We start from the raw sequence: 18,531 nt of genomic DNA on the forward strand, positions 1-18,531 counted from the left end.
ATATAATTAAAAACTAAGGAGGAAGTCTAATGAAAAACATATTGGTCGTTTGTGGATTTGGGGTGGCCACATCTACTATGGCACTGAAAAAGATAGAAGAAGAACTAAAAAATAGAAATATGAGAAACGTAATAATAAAGCAGTGCAACATAGCAGAGCTAAAAGAAAAATACTACAAGTATGATTTGATAGTAGCCATGACCAATGTAAACCTAGAATTAAATATTCCCATAGTAAGTGGTATCCCCTTCTTATTAGAAAAGGGGAAAAAAGAAGCCATAGAAAAAATAATAAATATAATTAAAAATTAACATATCACAAAACCTACCATAAATAAAAGTGGTAGGTTTTGTTTTGTTATGAACCCATTGAAAAGACTAATAATTACAAAATTTACATGGCATAAAAATTGCTAAATTATATACTATAATCCTATTAGTGTGGGGAGGAGAACTTAGTGGAAATAGGTAGAGATATATTAATAGAGATGTATAAAAGAATGAACCAAGCAAGAAGTTTTGAGCAAAAGGTTAGTTGGTTTTTCGCAAGAGGTATGGTCCATGGAACTACTCACCTATCTATCGGTCAAGAGGGGTGTGGAGTTGCTGCTTGTATGGCCATAAATAGGGATGATCTAGTGTATTTAACCCATAGGGGTCATAGTCAAATAATAGGTAATGGAATAAATATAAAGAAAATGATGGCTGAACTTCTAGGAAAGTATGAGGGATATTGCAAAGGAAAGGGCGGGTCTATGCATATAGCAGACATAGAAAATGGAAACCTTGGGGCTAATGGTATAGTAGGTGGTCAGTTTAGTTTAGCAGCAGGGGCGGCTTTAACTCAGCAATATAAAAAGACTAATAAAATAGTACTTTGTTTCTTTGGTGATGGTGCGTCTAATGAGGGGAATTTTCATGAATCATTAAATATGGCATCCCTTTGGAAATTACCTGTCATATATTTATGTGAAAATAATTTATATGGTATGTCTACTCATACTAGCAGACATATGAATATAGAAAATGTGGCAGATAGGGCATCTGCCTATGGAATACCTGGATATGTAATCGATGGGAACAATCCAATTGAAGTATATGAAAAGATAAAAGAAGTAAGTGAGTATGTGAGAAATGGTAATGGACCAGTTTTAATAGAGGCTAAAACCTATAGATGGTTAGGCCATTCAAAATCAGATGCTTGTGTATATAGAACTAAGGAAGAATTAGAAGGTTGGAAGGAAAAGTGTCCAATAAAATTCATGAAAAATTATTTAATAGAAAAAAATATTGCCACAATAGATGAATTAGAGAAAATAGAAAAGGATGCAAAGGCTCATATAGAAGAAGCTGTAGAATATGCAAATAGTTGTGAAAATCCACCACTTAGTACATTACTTGAAGATGTATATATTTAGGGAGGGATTAGTGTGAGAGAGATTACTTATAAAGAGGCCATAAGAGAGGCCATGTGTGAAGAAATGAGAAGGGATGAAAATATCATATTTTTAGGTGAAGATATAGGAATATACGGTGGAGCATTTGGCGTATCCGTGGGTATGGTAGAAGAATTTGGTGAAGAAAGAGTGAAGGATACTCCCATATCGGAGGCTGCCATAGCTGGAGCAGGAGTAGGAGCCGCCCTTACAGGATTAAAACCTATAGTTGAACTAATGTTTATGGACTTTTCAACCATAGCAATGGATGCCATAGTAAATCAAGCGGCAAAGGTTAGATATATGTTTGGAGGTAAGGCAAAGGTACCTATGGTAATAAGAACTCCAGCAGGTTCTGGTACGGGAGCTGCTGCACAGCATTCTCAATCATTAGAAGCATGGTTTTGTCATGTGCCTGGCCTAAAGGTAGTAACACCATCTACACCCTATGACGCTAAGGGGTTATTGAAGGCTGCCATAAGGGATGAAAATCCTGTAGTCTTTGTGGAACAAAAGCTCTTATACAAAATTAAGGGAGAAGTTCCAAAAAAAGAGTATGAAATTCCCCTTGGTAAGGCTCAAGTAAAAAAAGAAGGAAAGGATTTAACTATAGTTACATATGGAAGAATGTTATCTAGAGTCATGGAAGTTGTGGATGAAGTGGAAGGGGAAAATATAAGTGTGGAAGTTGTTGACCCTATGACCCTAAGGCCGTTAGATATAGATACTATTGTAGAATCTGTTATTAAGACAGGACATTTAATAGTAGTAAATGAAGCAGTGAAAACAGGGGGAGTTGGTGGAGAAATAGCAGCACTTGTGGCTGAAAGTGAAGCCTTTGATTATCTAGATGGGCCTATACTTAGGCTGGCAGGAAAGGAAGTTCCTATTCCATATAATCCTGTATTAGAAGGAGCTGTAATTCCTAGTAATGATGAGATTAAAAATGCCATATACAAAGTGTTAAATAGATGAGGGGGTGAGTACATGGCTACAGAAGTTATAATGCCTAAGGCTGGAATGGATATGCAAGAGGGTACTATTGTGAAATGGTTAAAAAAAGAAGGGGATAGTGTATCAGAAGGGGACCCTATCCTTGAAATTATAACAGATAAAGTAAATATGGAAGTGGAAGCAGAGTGTGATGGAGTACTTATTAAGATTGTGGCAAAAGAGGGTGATGTGCTTCCTGTATTTACTCCTATTGCTTATATAGGAAATGTTGGAGAATCTATCGGTGAAGATAAAAAAAAGAATACAGAAACGGAAAAAATAAGAGCCACGCCAGCTGCCAGAAGTGAAGCTAGAAATAGTGGAATAAACTTAGAAGAAGTAGAAGGAACTGGACCTAAAAACAGAATTCAAAAGATAGATATAATAAATCATAAAGATAAAATAAAAATAACTCCCTTAGCTAAAAATATTGCAACTAGTGAAAAGATAGATATAAACACCATAAAGGGCAGTGGATTTGGTGGAAAGATAGTAAAAGAAGATGTGGTATCTAAAATAGAAGATAATAATGAAAATATAATTCCTCTTAGTCCTATGAGAAAGGTAATAAGTAGACGAATGAGCCAATCATTTTTCTCGGCTCCTACTTTCACAATAGATATGGAAGTAGATATGACTAACATTAAAATTTTAAGAGAAAAGGTCATGGATAAAATCATGGAAAGAACTAATTACAAAGTAACCTATACAGACTTCATAGTATTAGCCACTATGAAGAATCTAAAGAAACATAAAATAATAAATAGTTCCTTAGTAGAAGAGGGAATTCTTATCCATGATCATGTGAGTATTGCCCTAGCCGTTGGACTTGATGAAGGTTTGTTAGTACCTGTTATAAAAAATGTTCATCATATGGGATTAGAGGAAATCATATTAAAATCTAGGGATTTGACTACTAGAGCATTAAATGGTGGATTAAAACCAGAAGAACAAGAGGGTAGTACTTTTACTATTAGTAATATGGGGATGTATGGAGTCAATAGATTTAATCCTATAATAAATCAGCCTAATAGTGCCATATTGGGAGTAAGTGCTATGGCAGATAAACCAATGGTTGTAGATGGTGGAATTAAAATAAGACCTATGATGAACATAAGTATGACCATAGACCATAGGGTCATAGATGGTACTCCAGGGGCCAAGTTCTTAAAAGACTTAAAAGATATGTTGGAAGACCCAACACTATTAATATTTTAAGGGGGCTTAGCTATGGAATATGATGTAATTGTAATAGGAGCAGGCCCTGCTGGATATGTGGCTGCAATTAAGGCTTCTCAATTAGGAGGTAAAGTTGCCCTAGTGGAGAAGAATAAAATTGGAGGAACCTGTTTAAATAGGGGATGTATTCCTACGAAAACATATATTAAAAATGTGGAAATAATAGAAAGTATAAAAAAAGCAAAATATAGGGGAATAAATTTATTGAATGAAACTTTTAATTTAGATATGAAAAAAATAGTAAAATACAAAAATAATGTGGTATTTAATTTGACTAGTGGAGTTCACACCCTATTAAAAAGTTATAAGGTGGACATTTACACAGGAAAAGCCCTTATAAAATCACCTAGTGAAGTATTAGTTAAAAAACAAATATTAAAGGCAAAGGCCATAATCTATGGAGGTGGGTCTAAGGTTGCAAAAATTCCAATTAAAGGAATAGATTCACCCTTAGTACTCACTAGTGATACCATATTAGATTTAGAAGAGATACCTAATAAATTATGCATAATAGGCGGAGGCGTAATTGGAGTTGAGATGGCAGAAATATTTAATGCCTATGGAACAAAGGTAACCATAGTGGAAATGTGTGATAGGATACTACCTAATGGAGATTATGAAATAAGTGAATATATGAAAAATATTTTGTCCTTAAAGGGCATAAAAATCATAACGGGGACACAGGTGAAGAACATAGTTGAGGAAAATAATAAATTAAGACTAATTCTTCCTAAGGGGGAAGAATTAATATGTGATAAAGCTTTATTATCTGTAGGACGTGTAAGTGACCTAGAGGGCATAGGAAATATAGGTATAAAAACTGAAAGGGGAAAAATATTAGTAGATGATTATATGGAGACTAATATTAAAAATATATATGCACCAGGAGATGTGAATGGAAAACTTATGCTTGCCCATAGTGCTTTTAAAATGGGAGAAGTGGCAGCTCAAAATGCCATGGGCCAAAGGGTTAAATTAGATTTGAAATATACACCAAGTAGCGTATATACTACTACGGAAGTGGCCTTTGTAGGCTTGAGGGAAGATGAAGCTAAAGAAGATTATCATATTTGTGTAGGTAAGTTTAAGTTTAATGGAAATGGAAGGGCCTTAGCTTCAGGCCACACAGAAGGCTTTGTAAAAGTAATTGGAGATAAAAAATATAAAGAAATTTTAGGAATTCATATAATAGGACCTTGTGCATCTGAAATTATAAATGAAGGGGCTACACTCATGGCATCTGAAGTTACCCTAGAGGAGGTAGCTCATTATATCCATGGTCATCCATCTTACTCAGAAGCTCTTATGGAAGCCTGTGCAGATGCCCTTGGAAAATCTATTCATTTACCTAAAAAGTAAAGGAGGATAATATGTATAAGAGAGAAGTAACTGTACAAAATGAAACTGGTTTACATGCTAGACCTGCATCTATATTTGTGAAGGAAGCTAACAAGTATACTTCTAATATAAGTATATCTATTGGCCAGAAGATTTTTAATGCCAAGAGTATAATGGGAATACTATCAGCTGGTATTAAGAAGGGGACCAAGATTGAAATAAGTGCAGATGGAAAAGATTCTAAAGAAGCAGTAGATAATTTAGTTAGTTTAGTAGAAAGTAATTTTGGAGAATAGATAGTAATGGTCATAGTTTTTCTATGACCTATTTCTTTAGGAGGGTCTATGATATACATTGAGAGTAACAGTATAAATCCATATTTTAATTTGGCTTTAGAAGAGTATGTTATGACAAAAATGGATAAAGATCAGGAGTACTTCATATTATGGCAAAATGAACCTACCATAGTGGTGGGGAAGCATCAAAATACTATAGGTGAAATAAATTTAGATTATGTTAAAAATAATAAGATTCATGTGGTAAGAAGATTATCTGGAGGTGGTGCCGTATATCATGATTTAGGTAATTTGAATTTCACCTTTGTAGTTAATAAAAAGGAAAAAGCTGAATTTGATTTTAAAATTTTTACAAAACCCATAATAGATGTTCTGAAGAAAATGGGTGTTAAAGCAAATCCTACGGGAAGAAATGATCTAGTAATAAAAGATAAGAAATTTTCTGGCAATGCCCAATATATAAAGAAGGGTAGGATACTTCATCATGGAACATTATTATTTGATTCAGATATGAAAGAGTTGGTGAAGGCTTTAAATGTGTCAGATGTGAAAATAATATGTAAGGGCATAAAATCTATTAGAAGTAGAGTTACTAACATAAAAGAACATTTAAACAAGGAATACACCTTGGAAGATTTTAAAAATAATATTTTAGCGTGTTTATATGGAAATAATATTAAAAAATATGATTTGACCAAGGATGATTATGACTCAATAGATAAAATAATGAATGAAAGGTATATGACTTGGGAATGGAATTATGGAATCTCACCTAAGTTTAATATAAAAAAAGAAAATAAGTTTCCAAGTGGAAAGATAGAAACCTATTTATATGTGGAAGATGGAATAATAAAATCTTGTAGAATATATGGAGATTTTTTTGGAAATAGAAATTTAGAATACATAGAAGATCTTTTATTGAATAAAAAGTATATAGAAGAGGAAATAAGGCATACCTTAAAGGATATGCATATTCATAAACACATTTCAGGTTTAAATCTAGAAAAGTTTATAACTTGTATCATATAACCTTTAATCCTATGAAGAAAGGGAGGATAATTATGTTAAAGGCCATGGGAGCATCTCCTGGAATTGCCATTGGTAAAGTTATGATAAAAAAGGAAGAAAAAATAGAAATATTAGAAGAACTTATTGAGGATGTTGAAGAGGAAATAAAGAAATTAGATGATGCAGTGGAACATAGTAAGGTTATTTTAAATGAATTATATGAACATACTTTAAAAAATATAGGTGAAGATGAAGCTGAAATATTTAAAGCCCATGAACTTATCTTATATGATCCAGAATTGTTTGGAAAAACTAGGGAGTTAATAAAAGAGAAAAAAATCTGTGCACCTTATGCATTAAAAACAGTTACACAAGAATTTTTAAATATATTTGAAATGATGGATGATGAATATTTAAGAGAGAGGGCATCAGATCTGAGAGATGTAACTACTAGGGTTATAAAAAAATTGCTCCATATGGAAGAGGTGGATTTATCAAATTTAGATGAGAAAGTCATAATAGTGGCCCATGACTTAACTACATCCCATACGGCTCAGATAGATAAGAGTATGGTTAAGGGATTTGCAACGGAAATAGGAGGTACCACATCCCACTCAGCCATAATGGCCAGAACGTTAGAGATACCTGCCATTGTAGGTTGCAGTAATCTATTAGAAAATGTAAAGAATGGGGATATTATAGTCTTTGATGGACATGAGGGACACGTATACATAAATCCAGACAAGTCTATCTTAAGGGAATTTGAAAGGAAAGAAATAGTTTACAGAGAATTAAAAGAGAAATTAAGTAAACTCAAGGGAAAGGAAAGTGTATCTAAAGATGGAGTAAAGGTAGAATTAGGAGCTAATATAGGAACTCCAGATGATTTAGATGGGGTAATAAAAAATGATGGTGAGGGAGTAGGATTATTTAGAAGTGAATTTCTATATATGGATAGGGACACACTACCAAGTGAAGAAGAACAATTTAATGCTTACAAAAAAGTTGCAGAGGGTTTAAAAGACAAACCAATTGTCATAAGAACTTTAGATGTGGGAGGAGATAAGGAAATACCTTATTTAGATTTACCCAAAGAAATAAATCCATTCTTAGGATATAGGGCCATAAGGGTATGCTTAGACAAGAAAGATATATTTAAAACCCAATTAAGGGCATTACTTCGTGCTAGTCACTATGGAAATATTAAAATAATGTTCCCCATGATATCTTCTATAGAGGAATTGAGAAGTTCAAAGGAAGTTGTATATGATTCCATGAATGAATTGAAAAGAGAAAATATTCCTTATGATGAAGAAATTCAATTGGGTATGATGATAGAGATTCCATCAGCTGCAATTATATCTGACTTATTAGCTAAGGAAGTAGATTTTTTTAGTATAGGAACTAATGATCTCATTCAATATACAACGGCAGTAGATAGGATGAATAATCAAATAAGCTACTTATATACTCCATATCACCCTGCATTACTTAGACTTATAAAGACTGTCATAGATAATGGTCATAAGGAAAATATATGGGTTGCCATGTGTGGAGAAGTGGCAGGAAATCCTAAATTAATACCTATACTTTTAGGAATGGGTTTAGATGAATTTAGTATGAGCCCCATATCCATATTAAAAGCTAGGCATATAATAAGAAATATATCTAAAAAAGAAATGGAGATTCACGTGGAAAATATATTAAAGCTATCTTCAGCTAAGGATGTGGAAGAATACATAGATAGTAATATAAACATAAATTTTTAGGAAAATTAATATACATGTTTATATAAAGGGCATATTGGTAAGTATTATTAATAAAACTCATGTATATGGGGTGTTAATATGAAAACTACAAAGATGGAAGCAAATCTACACTGTGTAAATTGTGAAAAAGAAACCCTTCATGAAGTAATGTACATTGGAGAAAATATAGAGAGAATAACTTGTACAGAATGTAATGCATATGTGAAGATTGATGAAAAGATGGTTATATCTGCCATAGGAGCGGATATAGTATCTAGAGTAACTAGTAAGCCTGAGAGGATGAGTAATGAGATAAAGGAAAATTTATCTAAATTCCTTAAATCCATGCCAAAGAGGGTAGTTACTAAACCATATAGGATAATAAAAGAACTAAAAGACATAAAAGATAGAACTTGTGACAAAAACAGTAAAAACTCTTCCTAGATTCAGGGAGAGTTTTTAGTTTTATACATGATTAAATTGATTATTAATTCTATATACACTAAAATACTTAAAAAGTTTCCTTGAATAAAGGATATTTATATACTAAATTATAATTATAGATTTATCAATTAAGGAGGAAATTCATAATGAGAGTTGGACTTGGTTATGATGTACATAAATTGGTGGAAGGAAGAGAATTAATAATAGGAGGAGTAAATATAGAATACCATCTAGGTTTACTTGGTCATTCAGATGCGGATGTGTTATTACATGCCATAAAGGATGCCCTATTAGGGGCAGCAGCCCTAGGGGATATAGGTAAACACTTTCCAGATACGGACCCCAAATATAAGGGGGCAAGTAGTGTAGAGTTGTTAAAAGAAGTTAATAGGATATTAAGGGACAAGGGGTATAAGGTAAATAACATAGATTCTACCATAATAGCCCAAGCACCAAAGATGGCACCTCATATAGAAAAGATGAGAGAAAATATAGCTACTAGTTTAGATATAGACATAGATTGTATAAATGTAAAGGCAACTACTACGGAAAAACTAGGTTTTACAGGAAGAAAAGAAGGTATAGCAGCAGAAGCTATTGCAAGCATTATAAGTATATAAGTTTATATGCCTTGATTAAGCATATTATTTCAGATATAATAAGGAAATGTAAATATAGATATAAATACAAAAATTTAAATAGATAACTTAAGGAGGAATTTGTATGACTGTAAGAGTAAGGTTTGCTCCAAGTCCTACAGGATTTGTACATATTGGGAGTTTAAGAACGGCACTTTATAACTACCTTTTTGCAAAGAAGATGGGTGGAAAATATATCTTAAGAATTGAAGATACGGACAGAACTAGATATGTGGAAGGTGCCATTGAAAACATGATAGAAGCTCTAAAGTGGGCAGGAGTTGAACATGATGAAGGTGCCATGCTTGTGGATGGAAAGATTGTGGAAAAGGGAGAATATGGTCCTTATACTCAATCTGAAAGACTAGATATATATACTAAACATATTGATGAGTTATTAGAAAAGGGACATGCTTATCCTTGTTTCTGTTCTAAAGAAAGATTAGACAAAGTAAGAGAAGAACAAAAGGAAACTGGTGAAACATCTGGTTATGATGGATTATGTAGAAATGTATCACCTGAAGAAGCTAAAAGACGTATTGAAGCTGGAGAAGAATATGTAATAAGACTTAAGCTTCCAGAAGATAAAAACATTACATTCCATGATGTGGTAAGGGGAAGTGTTACTGTTAATACTAAAGATTTAGATGATCAAGTATTAATAAAGACAGATGGATTCCCAACATATCATTTTGCCGTAGTAGTAGATGATCATTTAATGGGAATTACCCATGTTATTCGTGGAGAAGAATGGATCATATCTACTCCAAAGCACGTATACTTATATGAGGCCTTTGGATGGGAAGCACCAAAGTATGTTCACTTATCAAATATATTAAATAGTGAAAGAAAGAAATTAAGTAAGCGTCATGGAGATGTGGCTGCAAAGGACTTTAAAGCAAAAGGATACTTACCAGAAGGCTTAGTAAACTACCTGGCCCTAGTAGGTTGGTCTCCAGAGGATAATCAAGAATTATTCACTATGGAAGAATTAATTGAAAAGTTCTCATTAGAGAGGGTTTCAAAAAGTGGTGGAGTTTTTGATAAGGATAAATTAAATTGGGTAAATAGTCATTATATAAAGGAATCTACTCCTGAGACAATTACTGATTTAGCTATTCCTTATTTAATAGAAGCAGGATTCATAACAGAAGAAGATGCTAAGGAGAAATATGATTGGTTATGTGATATGGTTAAACTTCTTCAAGAGAAGATTGACTATGTGGCCCAGATTACAGATAAGGTAGATATTTTCTTTAAAACTGAAATAAAACCAGAGGATGAAAAGGCAGAAGAAATACTAAAATTAGAGCATTTACCTCACCTATTAGATGTATTTAAGGAAAAGGTAGAAGGGGCAGAAGTTATAGACGAAGCCTTTGGAAAGAAAGGTCTTAAGGAAATTCAAAAGGAGCATGGATATAAGGGCAAAAACCTATTTATGCCAATAAGAGTAGCCTTAACAGGAGCAGTTCATGGACCAGATTTAAACCTAATGTTAAAAGTTTTAGGTAAACAAAACATTATAAACCGCATAGAATATGTAAAGGAAAACTTATTATAGATTAAAAAAATAATACGGATAAAGACTGTGAATAGGAAAAGTAAGTTTTAATATGCTTTTAGAGAATGACCATCATGGGCTGAAAGTGGTCTAAGATTATATTAAAACCCAAAATGCACCTAGGAGTCGTGGCCTGAAACAATAGTAGGGTTTATGGGATGGCACCCTTATATGCCAACTAAGCTGAGAAGGAAACTTCTAAGCAGAGTGGAACCGCGATAAATCTTCGTCTCTGTATTTTTATAGGGACGGAGATTTTTTTAGTTAAAATTTTCCATGGAGGTGGCCTATGTTTAAATTATTGGGAGAAATAAATGAAGATATAGAAGCAGTATTAGAAAGAGACCCGGCGGCTAAATCAAAATTTGAGGTTATTGTATGTTATCCCTTTATTATCAGCATAGTAAGTCATAGGATAGCTCACGGCATGAATAAAAGAGGGTTTACTACCCTAGCTAGATTCATATCTCAAGTAAGTCGTTTTTTTACGGGAATAGAAATACATCCAGGTGCAACTATAGGGAAGAGATTATTTATTGACCATGGTATGGGTGTGGTCATAGGAGAAACGGCAGAAGTTGGAGACGATGTTACCATTTATCAAGGGGTTACTTTAGGAGGAACAGGAAAAGATATAGGAAAAAGACATCCCACTATAGGAAACAATGTGGTAATTAGTAGTGGAGCCAAAATACTTGGGCCCTTTAAAGTTGGAGATAATTCAAAGATTGGATCGGGTTCTGTAGTATTAAAGGAAGTACCACCTAATTGTACAGTGGTAGGGATACCTGGTAGAGTGGTCATTAAGGACCATGTAAAAATAAAAAAGAAGATAGATTTAGATCAAATTCACCTGCCAGACCCGATTATGCAAGAACTTGAATGCTTAAGGAAGAGAATAATAAAGTTAGAACAAGAATTACAATATGAAAAGGGGAGTGGAAACAATGAAGATTTATAATACTCTAACAAGACAAAAGGAAGAATTTAAGCCATTAGATGAAAAGGAAATTAAGATCTATGCATGTGGACCTACTGTATATAATTATTTTCACATAGGAAATGCTAGACCTTTTGTAGTATTTGATACTTTAAGAAGATATTTACAATATAGAGGACATAATGTGAAATTTGTTCAGAACTTTACAGATGTGGATGACAAAATAATAAATAAAGCTAGAGAAGAAGGGATTAGCCCTAAAAAATTAAGTGAAAAGTATATCAATGAGTATTTCCAAGATGCAGATGCCATAGGTGTAAAAAGGGCAGACATTCATCCAAAGGTAACAGAATGTATGGGAGATATTATAAAGTTTGTAAAATCATTAGTTGAAAAGGGATATGCCTATGTGGTAGATGGAGATGTATACTATGATACTTCAAAGTTTGAAGAGTATGGAAAACTGTCTAAGCAAAGTATAGAGGATTTAGAAGCAGGTGCTAGGATTGAAGTAAATGATGTAAAGAAGAATCCAACGGACTTTGCCCTATGGAAAAAGCAAAAGACTGATGATGAAGTGGCTTGGGGTTCTCCTTGGGGTAAAGGAAGACCAGGATGGCATATTGAGTGTTCTGTAATGAGCACTAAATACTTAGGTGAAACTATAGATATTCATGGTGGTGGCCAGGATTTAATATTCCCCCATCATGAAAACGAAGTGGCCCAAAGTGAAGCTCACACAGGAAAGGCCTTCTCTAGATACTGGATGCATAATGGATATATAACTATAAACAATGAAAAAATGTCTAAATCTAAGGGAAATTTTTTCACAGTAAGGGATATATTAAAGGAGTTTGATGGAGAAGTCATAAGATTTTTCTTACTTTCAGCCCAATACAGAAATCCAATTAACTTTAGTAGAGAACTTATGGACCAATCTAAGAATGGATTAGAAAGATTGTATAATGCTAGGAATAACTTAAATCACTTATTAAGAAATGCTCAAGATGGTAATATGAATGATGATGAAAAGGCTGTATATGAAAGACTATTAACTTATAAAGATAAGTTTATAGAAAATATGGACGATGATTTAAATACGGCAGATGCCATAGCAGCCATATTTGAATTAGTTAAATATATTAATACTAATGTTAAAAATGAATCTTCTAAAGAATTGATGGAAAAATCATTAGAACTATATAATGAATTAACAGGTGTTTTAGGTATAGTTACTAAGGAAGAAGAAGAGGTAGATGAAGAAGTAGAAGCGTTAATCGCAGAAAGGCAAGAGGCTAGAAAAAATAAGGACTACAAGCGTTCCGATGAAATAAGGGATCAGCTGACAGAAATGGGTATAATATTAGAGGATACTCCTCAAGGACCAAAGTGGAGTAGAAAAAAATAAATGATCAGGCGAAAGCCTGATTATTTTTTTGCAATAATTTCTAAATCTATTGATGAATTTTGAATAATATGTCAATTTAGAAAAAAACAATTGTAAAAGGATGGAAAACATGGAAATATTACCACTAGTTATAGCTGCTTTTGTTAATATAGTTGCCAATACTTTTGTAAGTGTACCAGTAGCAGCTTCATCATCAGTAATGTTTATAATCCTTGCCATATTATTCGGTTTCTTTGTATATAGAAGGGGAATGCCCCTTGGTATTTCTAGTGTAATTGGTGTAGTACTTTTATTTGGATGTATAGTAATTGGAGTAAAGTTTCCATTAGTTTTATCTAAACAAGTATGGATATACATATTATTAGGATATATATTTACTGCATCTGTAACTCCCGTTTGGATATTGTTACAACCAAGAGATTATTTGAACTCATTCTTATTATATACCATGCTTATAGGTGCCGTTTTAGGTATAGTAATATATAGACCAACTATACAATTACCAGCAGTTACATCTTTTAATGTGGGAGGAAAATTATTATTCCCTATGCTATTTGTAACTGTGGCCTGTGGAGCCATATCTGGATTCCTTTCATTAGTTGGATCAGCGAATCAATTACTAGCTGTACTGGCTTTAATAGCTGTTGCCGTATGGTTAAAGAAAAGTGGAAAGAACTATAAAATGTTCATAATTCCTATGATATTCATGTTAGCAGTAACTGTATTTGCACTAATATTACTTATTAAGCAAAATGTAGCCAGTGAAAATGCTGTAATAGTAATAGTACTGGTACTATTACTATTATTTGCATTAATATTAACTAAGGATGCCTATATGGTCTTTGCAAGTGATGATAAGGAGCATACAGTATAAAATTAAAAGGGTGTGGAAAGAGCAGAAATGAGGTAAAAGCAGCTGACCATGATTTTTCATCAACCTATGTAACACCTTTTGGAATTTTAGATTTGAATAATGATAATGTAGACATATTTAGCTATATATTTTAAGTCATTAACAATTGGTAATTCCTATTTTGTAAAATGACTTATTTATTTTGTTAACGTGCCTTATATTGCGATAAAGATGGAATAATAGCACAAATTGTAGTGTAAGTTAATATGAAATATAAACAGCTATAGTCTCCACAATAAGTAAATGATGAGCAAGATTATAATACTTGTTATACATAATATATGTACAAAAGGATAATAAATAAATTAACAATACGTTGTGAAAATAAAGGAAATCATAAAAAATACTAGTAAAGACTTGACAAATGGTTTAATATATTATATATAGGGAAATGATTCTAATTACAGGAGGTGATGAAATGGCCAGTAATATACAATATTTAAATCAAATAAAAGATTGTTTGAATGAAGTTGGATACAATAATGAAAAAATTATAGACAATTATCCTGTTACAGTACAAGACAAAGTTATTTATTTTGATTTTGTTGCTTTTGGCCACGACAAGGTTCAAGATACATCAACTTCGTGTATAGCAGTAAAATTTTGCAGTAACGAGCAGGAAGAAAATCAAGCAGTTGATGATACAAAATACAGTGCGGCACCTATACTTATAGTTCCTAAGAAAAGTGGAGTAAATATATGGAAGATAGATGTGGAAAAGAAATCAGATAATATATGGGAACTGCAGTATGATGAATTAGGAGAATATTTTGCTCAAAATAGGGTGAAATTTAATTCTGATAAAATTGTATCATCTAAACAAGACTATGAACAGATGACTTTTTTTAATGCAGGTAATCTTTTTAAATTTGCATCTAAAATTAATTGCAAGTTGTTAGGTGAAGAATTTAAAAATGCTATATATAATGCTAGAAAAAAGATAAATATAGATAATGAAGAGCAGGTTATGGATTTAACTAGTATAACAATGCACATAATTGCAGCAAAAATTCTTAATGATAAATTGTTGTTAGGTAAAAGATATGATGATATTCATGAAATTATAAATAGGTTATCAAATCAGTATAGTGATTATTTTAATAAGGAAAATTTATATAAGTATGGTATTGAATTAATAGATATCATATATAATAGTTTTAAGCAAAGTGTATCTTATAGAAGTATAGACAATAGAATTTTAGGTAGTTTTTATGAGAATACACTGTTTGAAAGTAATGAGGCAAAGAATAAAAAAATGAAAAGGGAGTTAGGCATATATTATACACCAACATCAATTGTGAATAATATGCTAAAAACAATGCCTATCGAATTTATAAATTATAAAGAGAGATTTGTATTAGATGGTAGTTGTGGCTCGGGAAGTATGCTAATAGGTACATATAAAAGGTTAATAGAATTATTACCTAAGAAAATGAAAGATGAATTAAAACATAAATATTTAACTGATATGATTTTGGGAATTGATATTGATAGGTTTGCATGTGAAGTTGCTAGATTAGAGATGCTATTAATAAGCATACCTTACGGTAATGGATGGAAAATAAAAAATAGTGATTTTACTGTAATTAATAATATGAAAGTTACTCCAAATATAATAATTGCAAATCCTCCATATCAGGAAAAAAGAAGTGGTAAGCAATTAGAGAAGGCAACGGGTTTTTTAGATAAGTATATTGATCTTTTATCTGATGATGGAATAATTGGTATAGTTATGCCTGAAGGTTTTCTTGAAAATAATAGTGGAAGAGATACAAGATTAAAACTACTTACTAACATTGATATATATGAAATTTGGAGTTTACCAAAGGGGATATTTGATACTAATAACTGTGCAACGGTGGTTATTATCGGTAGAAAAGTAAAAAAAGGAAGTTTAATAGACACACCAATTAAGATTAGAATAGTAAATAAAAATTTAAGTTCAATTACTAAATTTAAAAGTCAGGGAATATTTGATTTTGATTTTGTTTATAGTTCACAGAAAGATTTAATCAGTAATAAAAATTATAAAATAATTTTTTCACCTGTAGATACTATAATTAGAAAAATAGAGAGTAATAAAAAAATATGTGATTTTGTGGACTATACTCAAGGCATTCAAATACCCTTTAAATACGATTATCCTCTAGTATCGGATGGTTATAAAGAAGGATATTCAAAATTTTTAAGAAATGCTAGATTAGGATTTGATAAATATAAGATTGAATGGTTAAAACAAGAACAATCTAAATATTTAAAATATGATCCTCATAATATTATTAATAGAGAGTTTAAAGGGTTAAGGCTCAGAGAAAGAAAAAGGAATTTACTTGAAGGAGTCAAAGTTATTTTTCATATGAATTCAACGCCTGGTACGTTTTGGAGGACTAAAGCAGCAATAGATAGAGAAGGTATATATCCAAGTCATTCATTTTGGTGCTTTGTTCCTAAAGATAATAGAATTTCTTTAGAAATAATAGTAGCATTAATGAACTCAAAAATTATAAACTTATATTTAGGAAACAAGAACAGGGCATTGAATATAAAAAGTGATAATTTTTTAAATGTACCAGTGCCTAATTTAGCAGAAACACAAAGATGTGAAATAGAGCAACTAGTTAGGAAAATAGAAAAAGAACAAGATAATGAGTCTAGTCTAAGAAGAATTGATGAATTATTTTATAGTGCTTTTAATTTGACTGATAGTGATATTGAATTAGTCAATGATTACTATTCTAAATTTACTGGTGAAAACAATGTAAGAGATGTGTATATTAGGGAAGATACTATGGATACAATGGAGGTTACAGGAAAAACTATTGATGTGGATTTAGTTAATAACTATATAAAGGTAAAATTTGTTGAATGTGAAGAATATAAATATATTAAGATTGATAACGAAATACCAGGATGGTTATTAAATAAAGATATTAAATTCGTAGGTAAATTAAAAGAAGATGATTTCTACGAAGAAAATGTTTGTTTAAAAAATGTAAAGCCTCTTGATTTTACTTATCTTAACAATTCAGAATTTGATGATTTACTTTATAGTAATTTTAACGATTATAATATGACCAATTACAGTAATTGTGTATCCTTAGAAGGAGGTGCTTAATATGGAAAAAGTATCTCCTTTAAGGATTGCATTTTTAGATGTTGGACATGGCGACTCTATTGTTATAACAATAACTGATAAAAAAGGAATAAACAGAGCAATTGTTGTTGATACACCAAATTCAATTAAAACTAAAAACTATATTAAAAACAATAATGTAGATGTGATTGACTATATATTTATAACTCACTTTCATACAGATCACTACTCAGGAATAAATTCATTAGTAGAGTCGTTGGTAAGCGAAGGGATAGAAGTGAAAAATATTTGTTGGGAGAAGGACAAGGTTTTGAGAACAGAAGACGAGCAAACGAATTATGCGTTATTTACAACAAAGTTATTTCAAAATCATCTTAAATTAGGGATAGGGTGTATTTCTAAGAAGTTTGATAATAATGAATATAAAAACTTATATATGGATGATGTTGACGGAGTTAAAATTAGAATAATATATCCTAATACTCTTGCTTCAAATAGTGTTATTGGTAAAAATATAAATAATACATCTACCGTGTTGAAAATTGAATATAATGGAATTAAAGTAATATTACCAGGCGATTTGGAAGGGGAAGGATGGAATTTTCTTAAAAGTTATATTGAAGATAAAGAGTTGATTAAATGTGATGTTTTAAAAATGCCTCACCATGGTGATTATTTTAACAAGAAAGTTAATTCTATAGATACAAAGGAAATAATTGATTTAACAGATCCAAGTTATGCAATAATTTCTACAGCAAACAATAAATTATATAATCATCCTGATAAGGATACTATAAAATATTTAAAGGATAAAGATATAAATATTTTTTGTACCCAGGTTACAGATGAATGTACAAGCGATAGACTTGATAAGAGGAACAGTATCTTAGAAAAATTAAATGTAGAAACTAAAAAATATAATAAAAACTGGTGTCCTTGTATGGGAGATGTAGTAATAGAAATTGATCAAGAATTAAGACTAATTTCACATAAACCATGTATGATAGAAGAACTTAAAAAGGCGTTTAGTAACCCTTTGTGCATGAGCGGGAATTGTTAAGAAGTAAGAAGATTAATACTTTAGAAGTATTGTTAAATTTTCCTGTTATGATCCGAAACAACACGTAGATAAATTCTAAATTGATATTTGGATAGGTTATACTTAATTAGATAATAACTATTCGGACGTGATAGAATTGTAAGGGTGTGGAAAAAATCCACACCCTTTTATTTGTATAGTTTTTTAAAAGTAAATATATAATATTTGTAGATTTCTCATTTACAACTCATATTTCGTACAACATATATTTCCAAACTAGTATGTAGTCATATAATTGAATAATATTCTTATAATGGATTATTATTCCAGTGATTGGCTGCATACTTATCCTGTTAAATTTATACCATATTTTTCAACTACTATCTTTTATCAAAGTTCTCTGGCAAATAGCTGTTCTTATAGTATTTTCTCAG

General features: G+C 31.5%; 16 protein-coding genes and 1 other annotated feature. All 16 genes read left to right on the top strand.

The genetic code is table 11. The features are described from left to right. Window positions 1-29: 29 nt before the first annotated feature. The 16 genes from N4A57_RS06585 to N4A57_RS06660 all read left to right on the top strand — a co-directional run bounded on the left by N4A57_RS06585 (window position 30) and on the right by N4A57_RS06660 (window position 18,118). A complete protein-coding gene (locus N4A57_RS06585; RefSeq protein ID WP_293657002.1) occupies window positions 30-311 on the top strand; it encodes a PTS sugar transporter subunit IIB in 282 nt (93 codons plus the stop codon). A gap of 146 nt (window positions 312-457) precedes the next feature. Further along, complete coding sequence (locus N4A57_RS06590) at window positions 458-1,417, top strand: thiamine pyrophosphate-dependent dehydrogenase E1 component subunit alpha (RefSeq protein WP_293657003.1); 960 nt, start codon at window positions 458-460, stop codon at window positions 1,415-1,417. A gap of 12 nt (window positions 1,418-1,429) precedes the next feature. Next, a complete protein-coding gene (locus N4A57_RS06595; RefSeq protein WP_330671473.1) occupies window positions 1,430-2,410 on the top strand; it encodes an alpha-ketoacid dehydrogenase subunit beta in 981 nt (326 codons plus the stop codon). Between the two features lie 12 nt (window positions 2,411-2,422). Continuing rightward, window positions 2,423-3,646, top strand: coding sequence for a dihydrolipoamide acetyltransferase family protein (locus N4A57_RS06600; protein WP_293657005.1), 1,224 nt, complete (start codon window positions 2,423-2,425; stop codon window positions 3,644-3,646). Window positions 3,647-3,658: 12 nt separating this feature from the next. Next, window positions 3,659-5,026, top strand: coding sequence for a dihydrolipoyl dehydrogenase (gene lpdA / locus N4A57_RS06605; RefSeq protein ID WP_293657007.1), 1,368 nt, complete (start codon window positions 3,659-3,661; stop codon window positions 5,024-5,026). Window positions 5,027-5,037: 11 nt separating this feature from the next. Next, complete coding sequence (locus N4A57_RS06610; RefSeq protein ID WP_293657008.1) at window positions 5,038-5,301, top strand: HPr family phosphocarrier protein; 264 nt, start codon at window positions 5,038-5,040, stop codon at window positions 5,299-5,301. Between the two features lie 48 nt (window positions 5,302-5,349). Continuing rightward, window positions 5,350-6,330, top strand: a complete 981-nt coding sequence (locus N4A57_RS06615) for a lipoate--protein ligase (protein WP_293657010.1) — start codon at window positions 5,350-5,352, stop codon at window positions 6,328-6,330. A 32-nt stretch (window positions 6,331-6,362) separates the two neighbouring features. Further along, the gene (gene ptsP / locus N4A57_RS06620) at window positions 6,363-8,078 is read left to right on the top strand and encodes a phosphoenolpyruvate--protein phosphotransferase (RefSeq protein ID WP_293657011.1); all 1,716 of its coding nucleotides are present in this window, start codon (window positions 6,363-6,365) and stop codon (window positions 8,076-8,078) included. A gap of 78 nt (window positions 8,079-8,156) precedes the next feature. After that, window positions 8,157-8,501, top strand: a complete 345-nt coding sequence (locus N4A57_RS06625; protein ID WP_293657013.1) for a bh protein — start codon at window positions 8,157-8,159, stop codon at window positions 8,499-8,501. 146 nt (window positions 8,502-8,647) lie between these two features. Next, complete coding sequence (gene ispF, locus N4A57_RS06630; RefSeq protein ID WP_293657014.1) at window positions 8,648-9,121, top strand: 2-C-methyl-D-erythritol 2,4-cyclodiphosphate synthase; 474 nt, start codon at window positions 8,648-8,650, stop codon at window positions 9,119-9,121. A 103-nt stretch (window positions 9,122-9,224) separates the two neighbouring features. Then, on the top strand, window positions 9,225-10,703 hold the full coding sequence (gene gltX / locus N4A57_RS06635) for a glutamate--tRNA ligase (RefSeq protein ID WP_293657016.1): 1,479 nt from the start codon (window positions 9,225-9,227) through the stop codon (window positions 10,701-10,703). Between the two features lie 18 nt (window positions 10,704-10,721). After that, window positions 10,722-10,940: a binding site (T-box leader), on the top strand. 52 nt (window positions 10,941-10,992) lie between these two features. After that, window positions 10,993-11,664, top strand: a complete 672-nt coding sequence (gene cysE, locus N4A57_RS06640; protein ID WP_293657018.1) for a serine O-acetyltransferase — start codon at window positions 10,993-10,995, stop codon at window positions 11,662-11,664. Further along, window positions 11,651-13,051: a cysteine--tRNA ligase gene (gene cysS, locus N4A57_RS06645; protein ID WP_293657019.1), complete on the top strand. Its 1,401-nt coding sequence runs from the start codon at window positions 11,651-11,653 to the stop codon at window positions 13,049-13,051. Before cysE ends, cysS begins: the two co-directional genes overlap by 14 nt. Window positions 13,052-13,160: 109 nt before the next feature. Continuing rightward, window positions 13,161-13,925, top strand: coding sequence for a carbon starvation CstA family protein (locus tag N4A57_RS06650; RefSeq protein ID WP_293657021.1), 765 nt, complete (start codon window positions 13,161-13,163; stop codon window positions 13,923-13,925). Between the two features lie 457 nt (window positions 13,926-14,382). Next, window positions 14,383-17,079: an N-6 DNA methylase gene (locus tag N4A57_RS06655; RefSeq protein WP_293657022.1), complete on the top strand. Its 2,697-nt coding sequence runs from the start codon at window positions 14,383-14,385 to the stop codon at window positions 17,077-17,079. A 1-nt stretch (window position 17,080) separates the two neighbouring features. Then, complete coding sequence (locus N4A57_RS06660; protein ID WP_293657024.1) at window positions 17,081-18,118, top strand: ComEC/Rec2 family competence protein; 1,038 nt, start codon at window positions 17,081-17,083, stop codon at window positions 18,116-18,118. Window positions 18,119-18,531 lie beyond the last annotated feature (413 nt).

The sequence above is a fragment of the Anaeromicrobium sp. genome, assembly GCF_025210435.1.
Taxonomy (GTDB): domain Bacteria; phylum Bacillota; class Clostridia; order Peptostreptococcales; family Thermotaleaceae; genus Anaeromicrobium.

Excerpts from the sequence above, each read along its gene's own strand:
- N4A57_RS06585 (WP_293657002.1), top strand. The coding sequence starts at position 30 with ATGAAAAACATATTGGTCGTTTGTGGATTTGGGGTGGCCACATCTACT.
- N4A57_RS06600 (WP_293657005.1), top strand. The coding sequence starts at position 2,423 with ATGGCTACAGAAGTTATAATGCCTAAGGCTGGAATGGATATGCAAGAG.
- lpdA (WP_293657007.1), top strand. The coding sequence starts at position 3,659 with ATGGAATATGATGTAATTGTAATAGGAGCAGGCCCTGCTGGATATGTG.
- N4A57_RS06610 (WP_293657008.1), top strand. The coding sequence starts at position 5,038 with ATGTATAAGAGAGAAGTAACTGTACAAAATGAAACTGGTTTACATGCT.
- N4A57_RS06615 (WP_293657010.1), top strand. The coding sequence starts at position 5,350 with ATGATATACATTGAGAGTAACAGTATAAATCCATATTTTAATTTGGCT.
- ptsP (WP_293657011.1), top strand. The coding sequence starts at position 6,363 with ATGTTAAAGGCCATGGGAGCATCTCCTGGAATTGCCATTGGTAAAGTT.
- N4A57_RS06625 (WP_293657013.1), top strand. The coding sequence starts at position 8,157 with ATGAAAACTACAAAGATGGAAGCAAATCTACACTGTGTAAATTGTGAA.
- ispF (WP_293657014.1), top strand. The coding sequence starts at position 8,648 with ATGAGAGTTGGACTTGGTTATGATGTACATAAATTGGTGGAAGGAAGA.
- gltX (WP_293657016.1), top strand. The coding sequence starts at position 9,225 with ATGACTGTAAGAGTAAGGTTTGCTCCAAGTCCTACAGGATTTGTACAT.
- cysE (WP_293657018.1), top strand. The coding sequence starts at position 10,993 with ATGTTTAAATTATTGGGAGAAATAAATGAAGATATAGAAGCAGTATTA.
- cysS (WP_293657019.1), top strand. The coding sequence starts at position 11,651 with ATGAAGATTTATAATACTCTAACAAGACAAAAGGAAGAATTTAAGCCA.
- N4A57_RS06650 (WP_293657021.1), top strand. The coding sequence starts at position 13,161 with ATGGAAATATTACCACTAGTTATAGCTGCTTTTGTTAATATAGTTGCC.
- N4A57_RS06655 (WP_293657022.1), top strand. The coding sequence starts at position 14,383 with ATGGCCAGTAATATACAATATTTAAATCAAATAAAAGATTGTTTGAAT.
- N4A57_RS06660 (WP_293657024.1), top strand. The coding sequence starts at position 17,081 with ATGGAAAAAGTATCTCCTTTAAGGATTGCATTTTTAGATGTTGGACAT.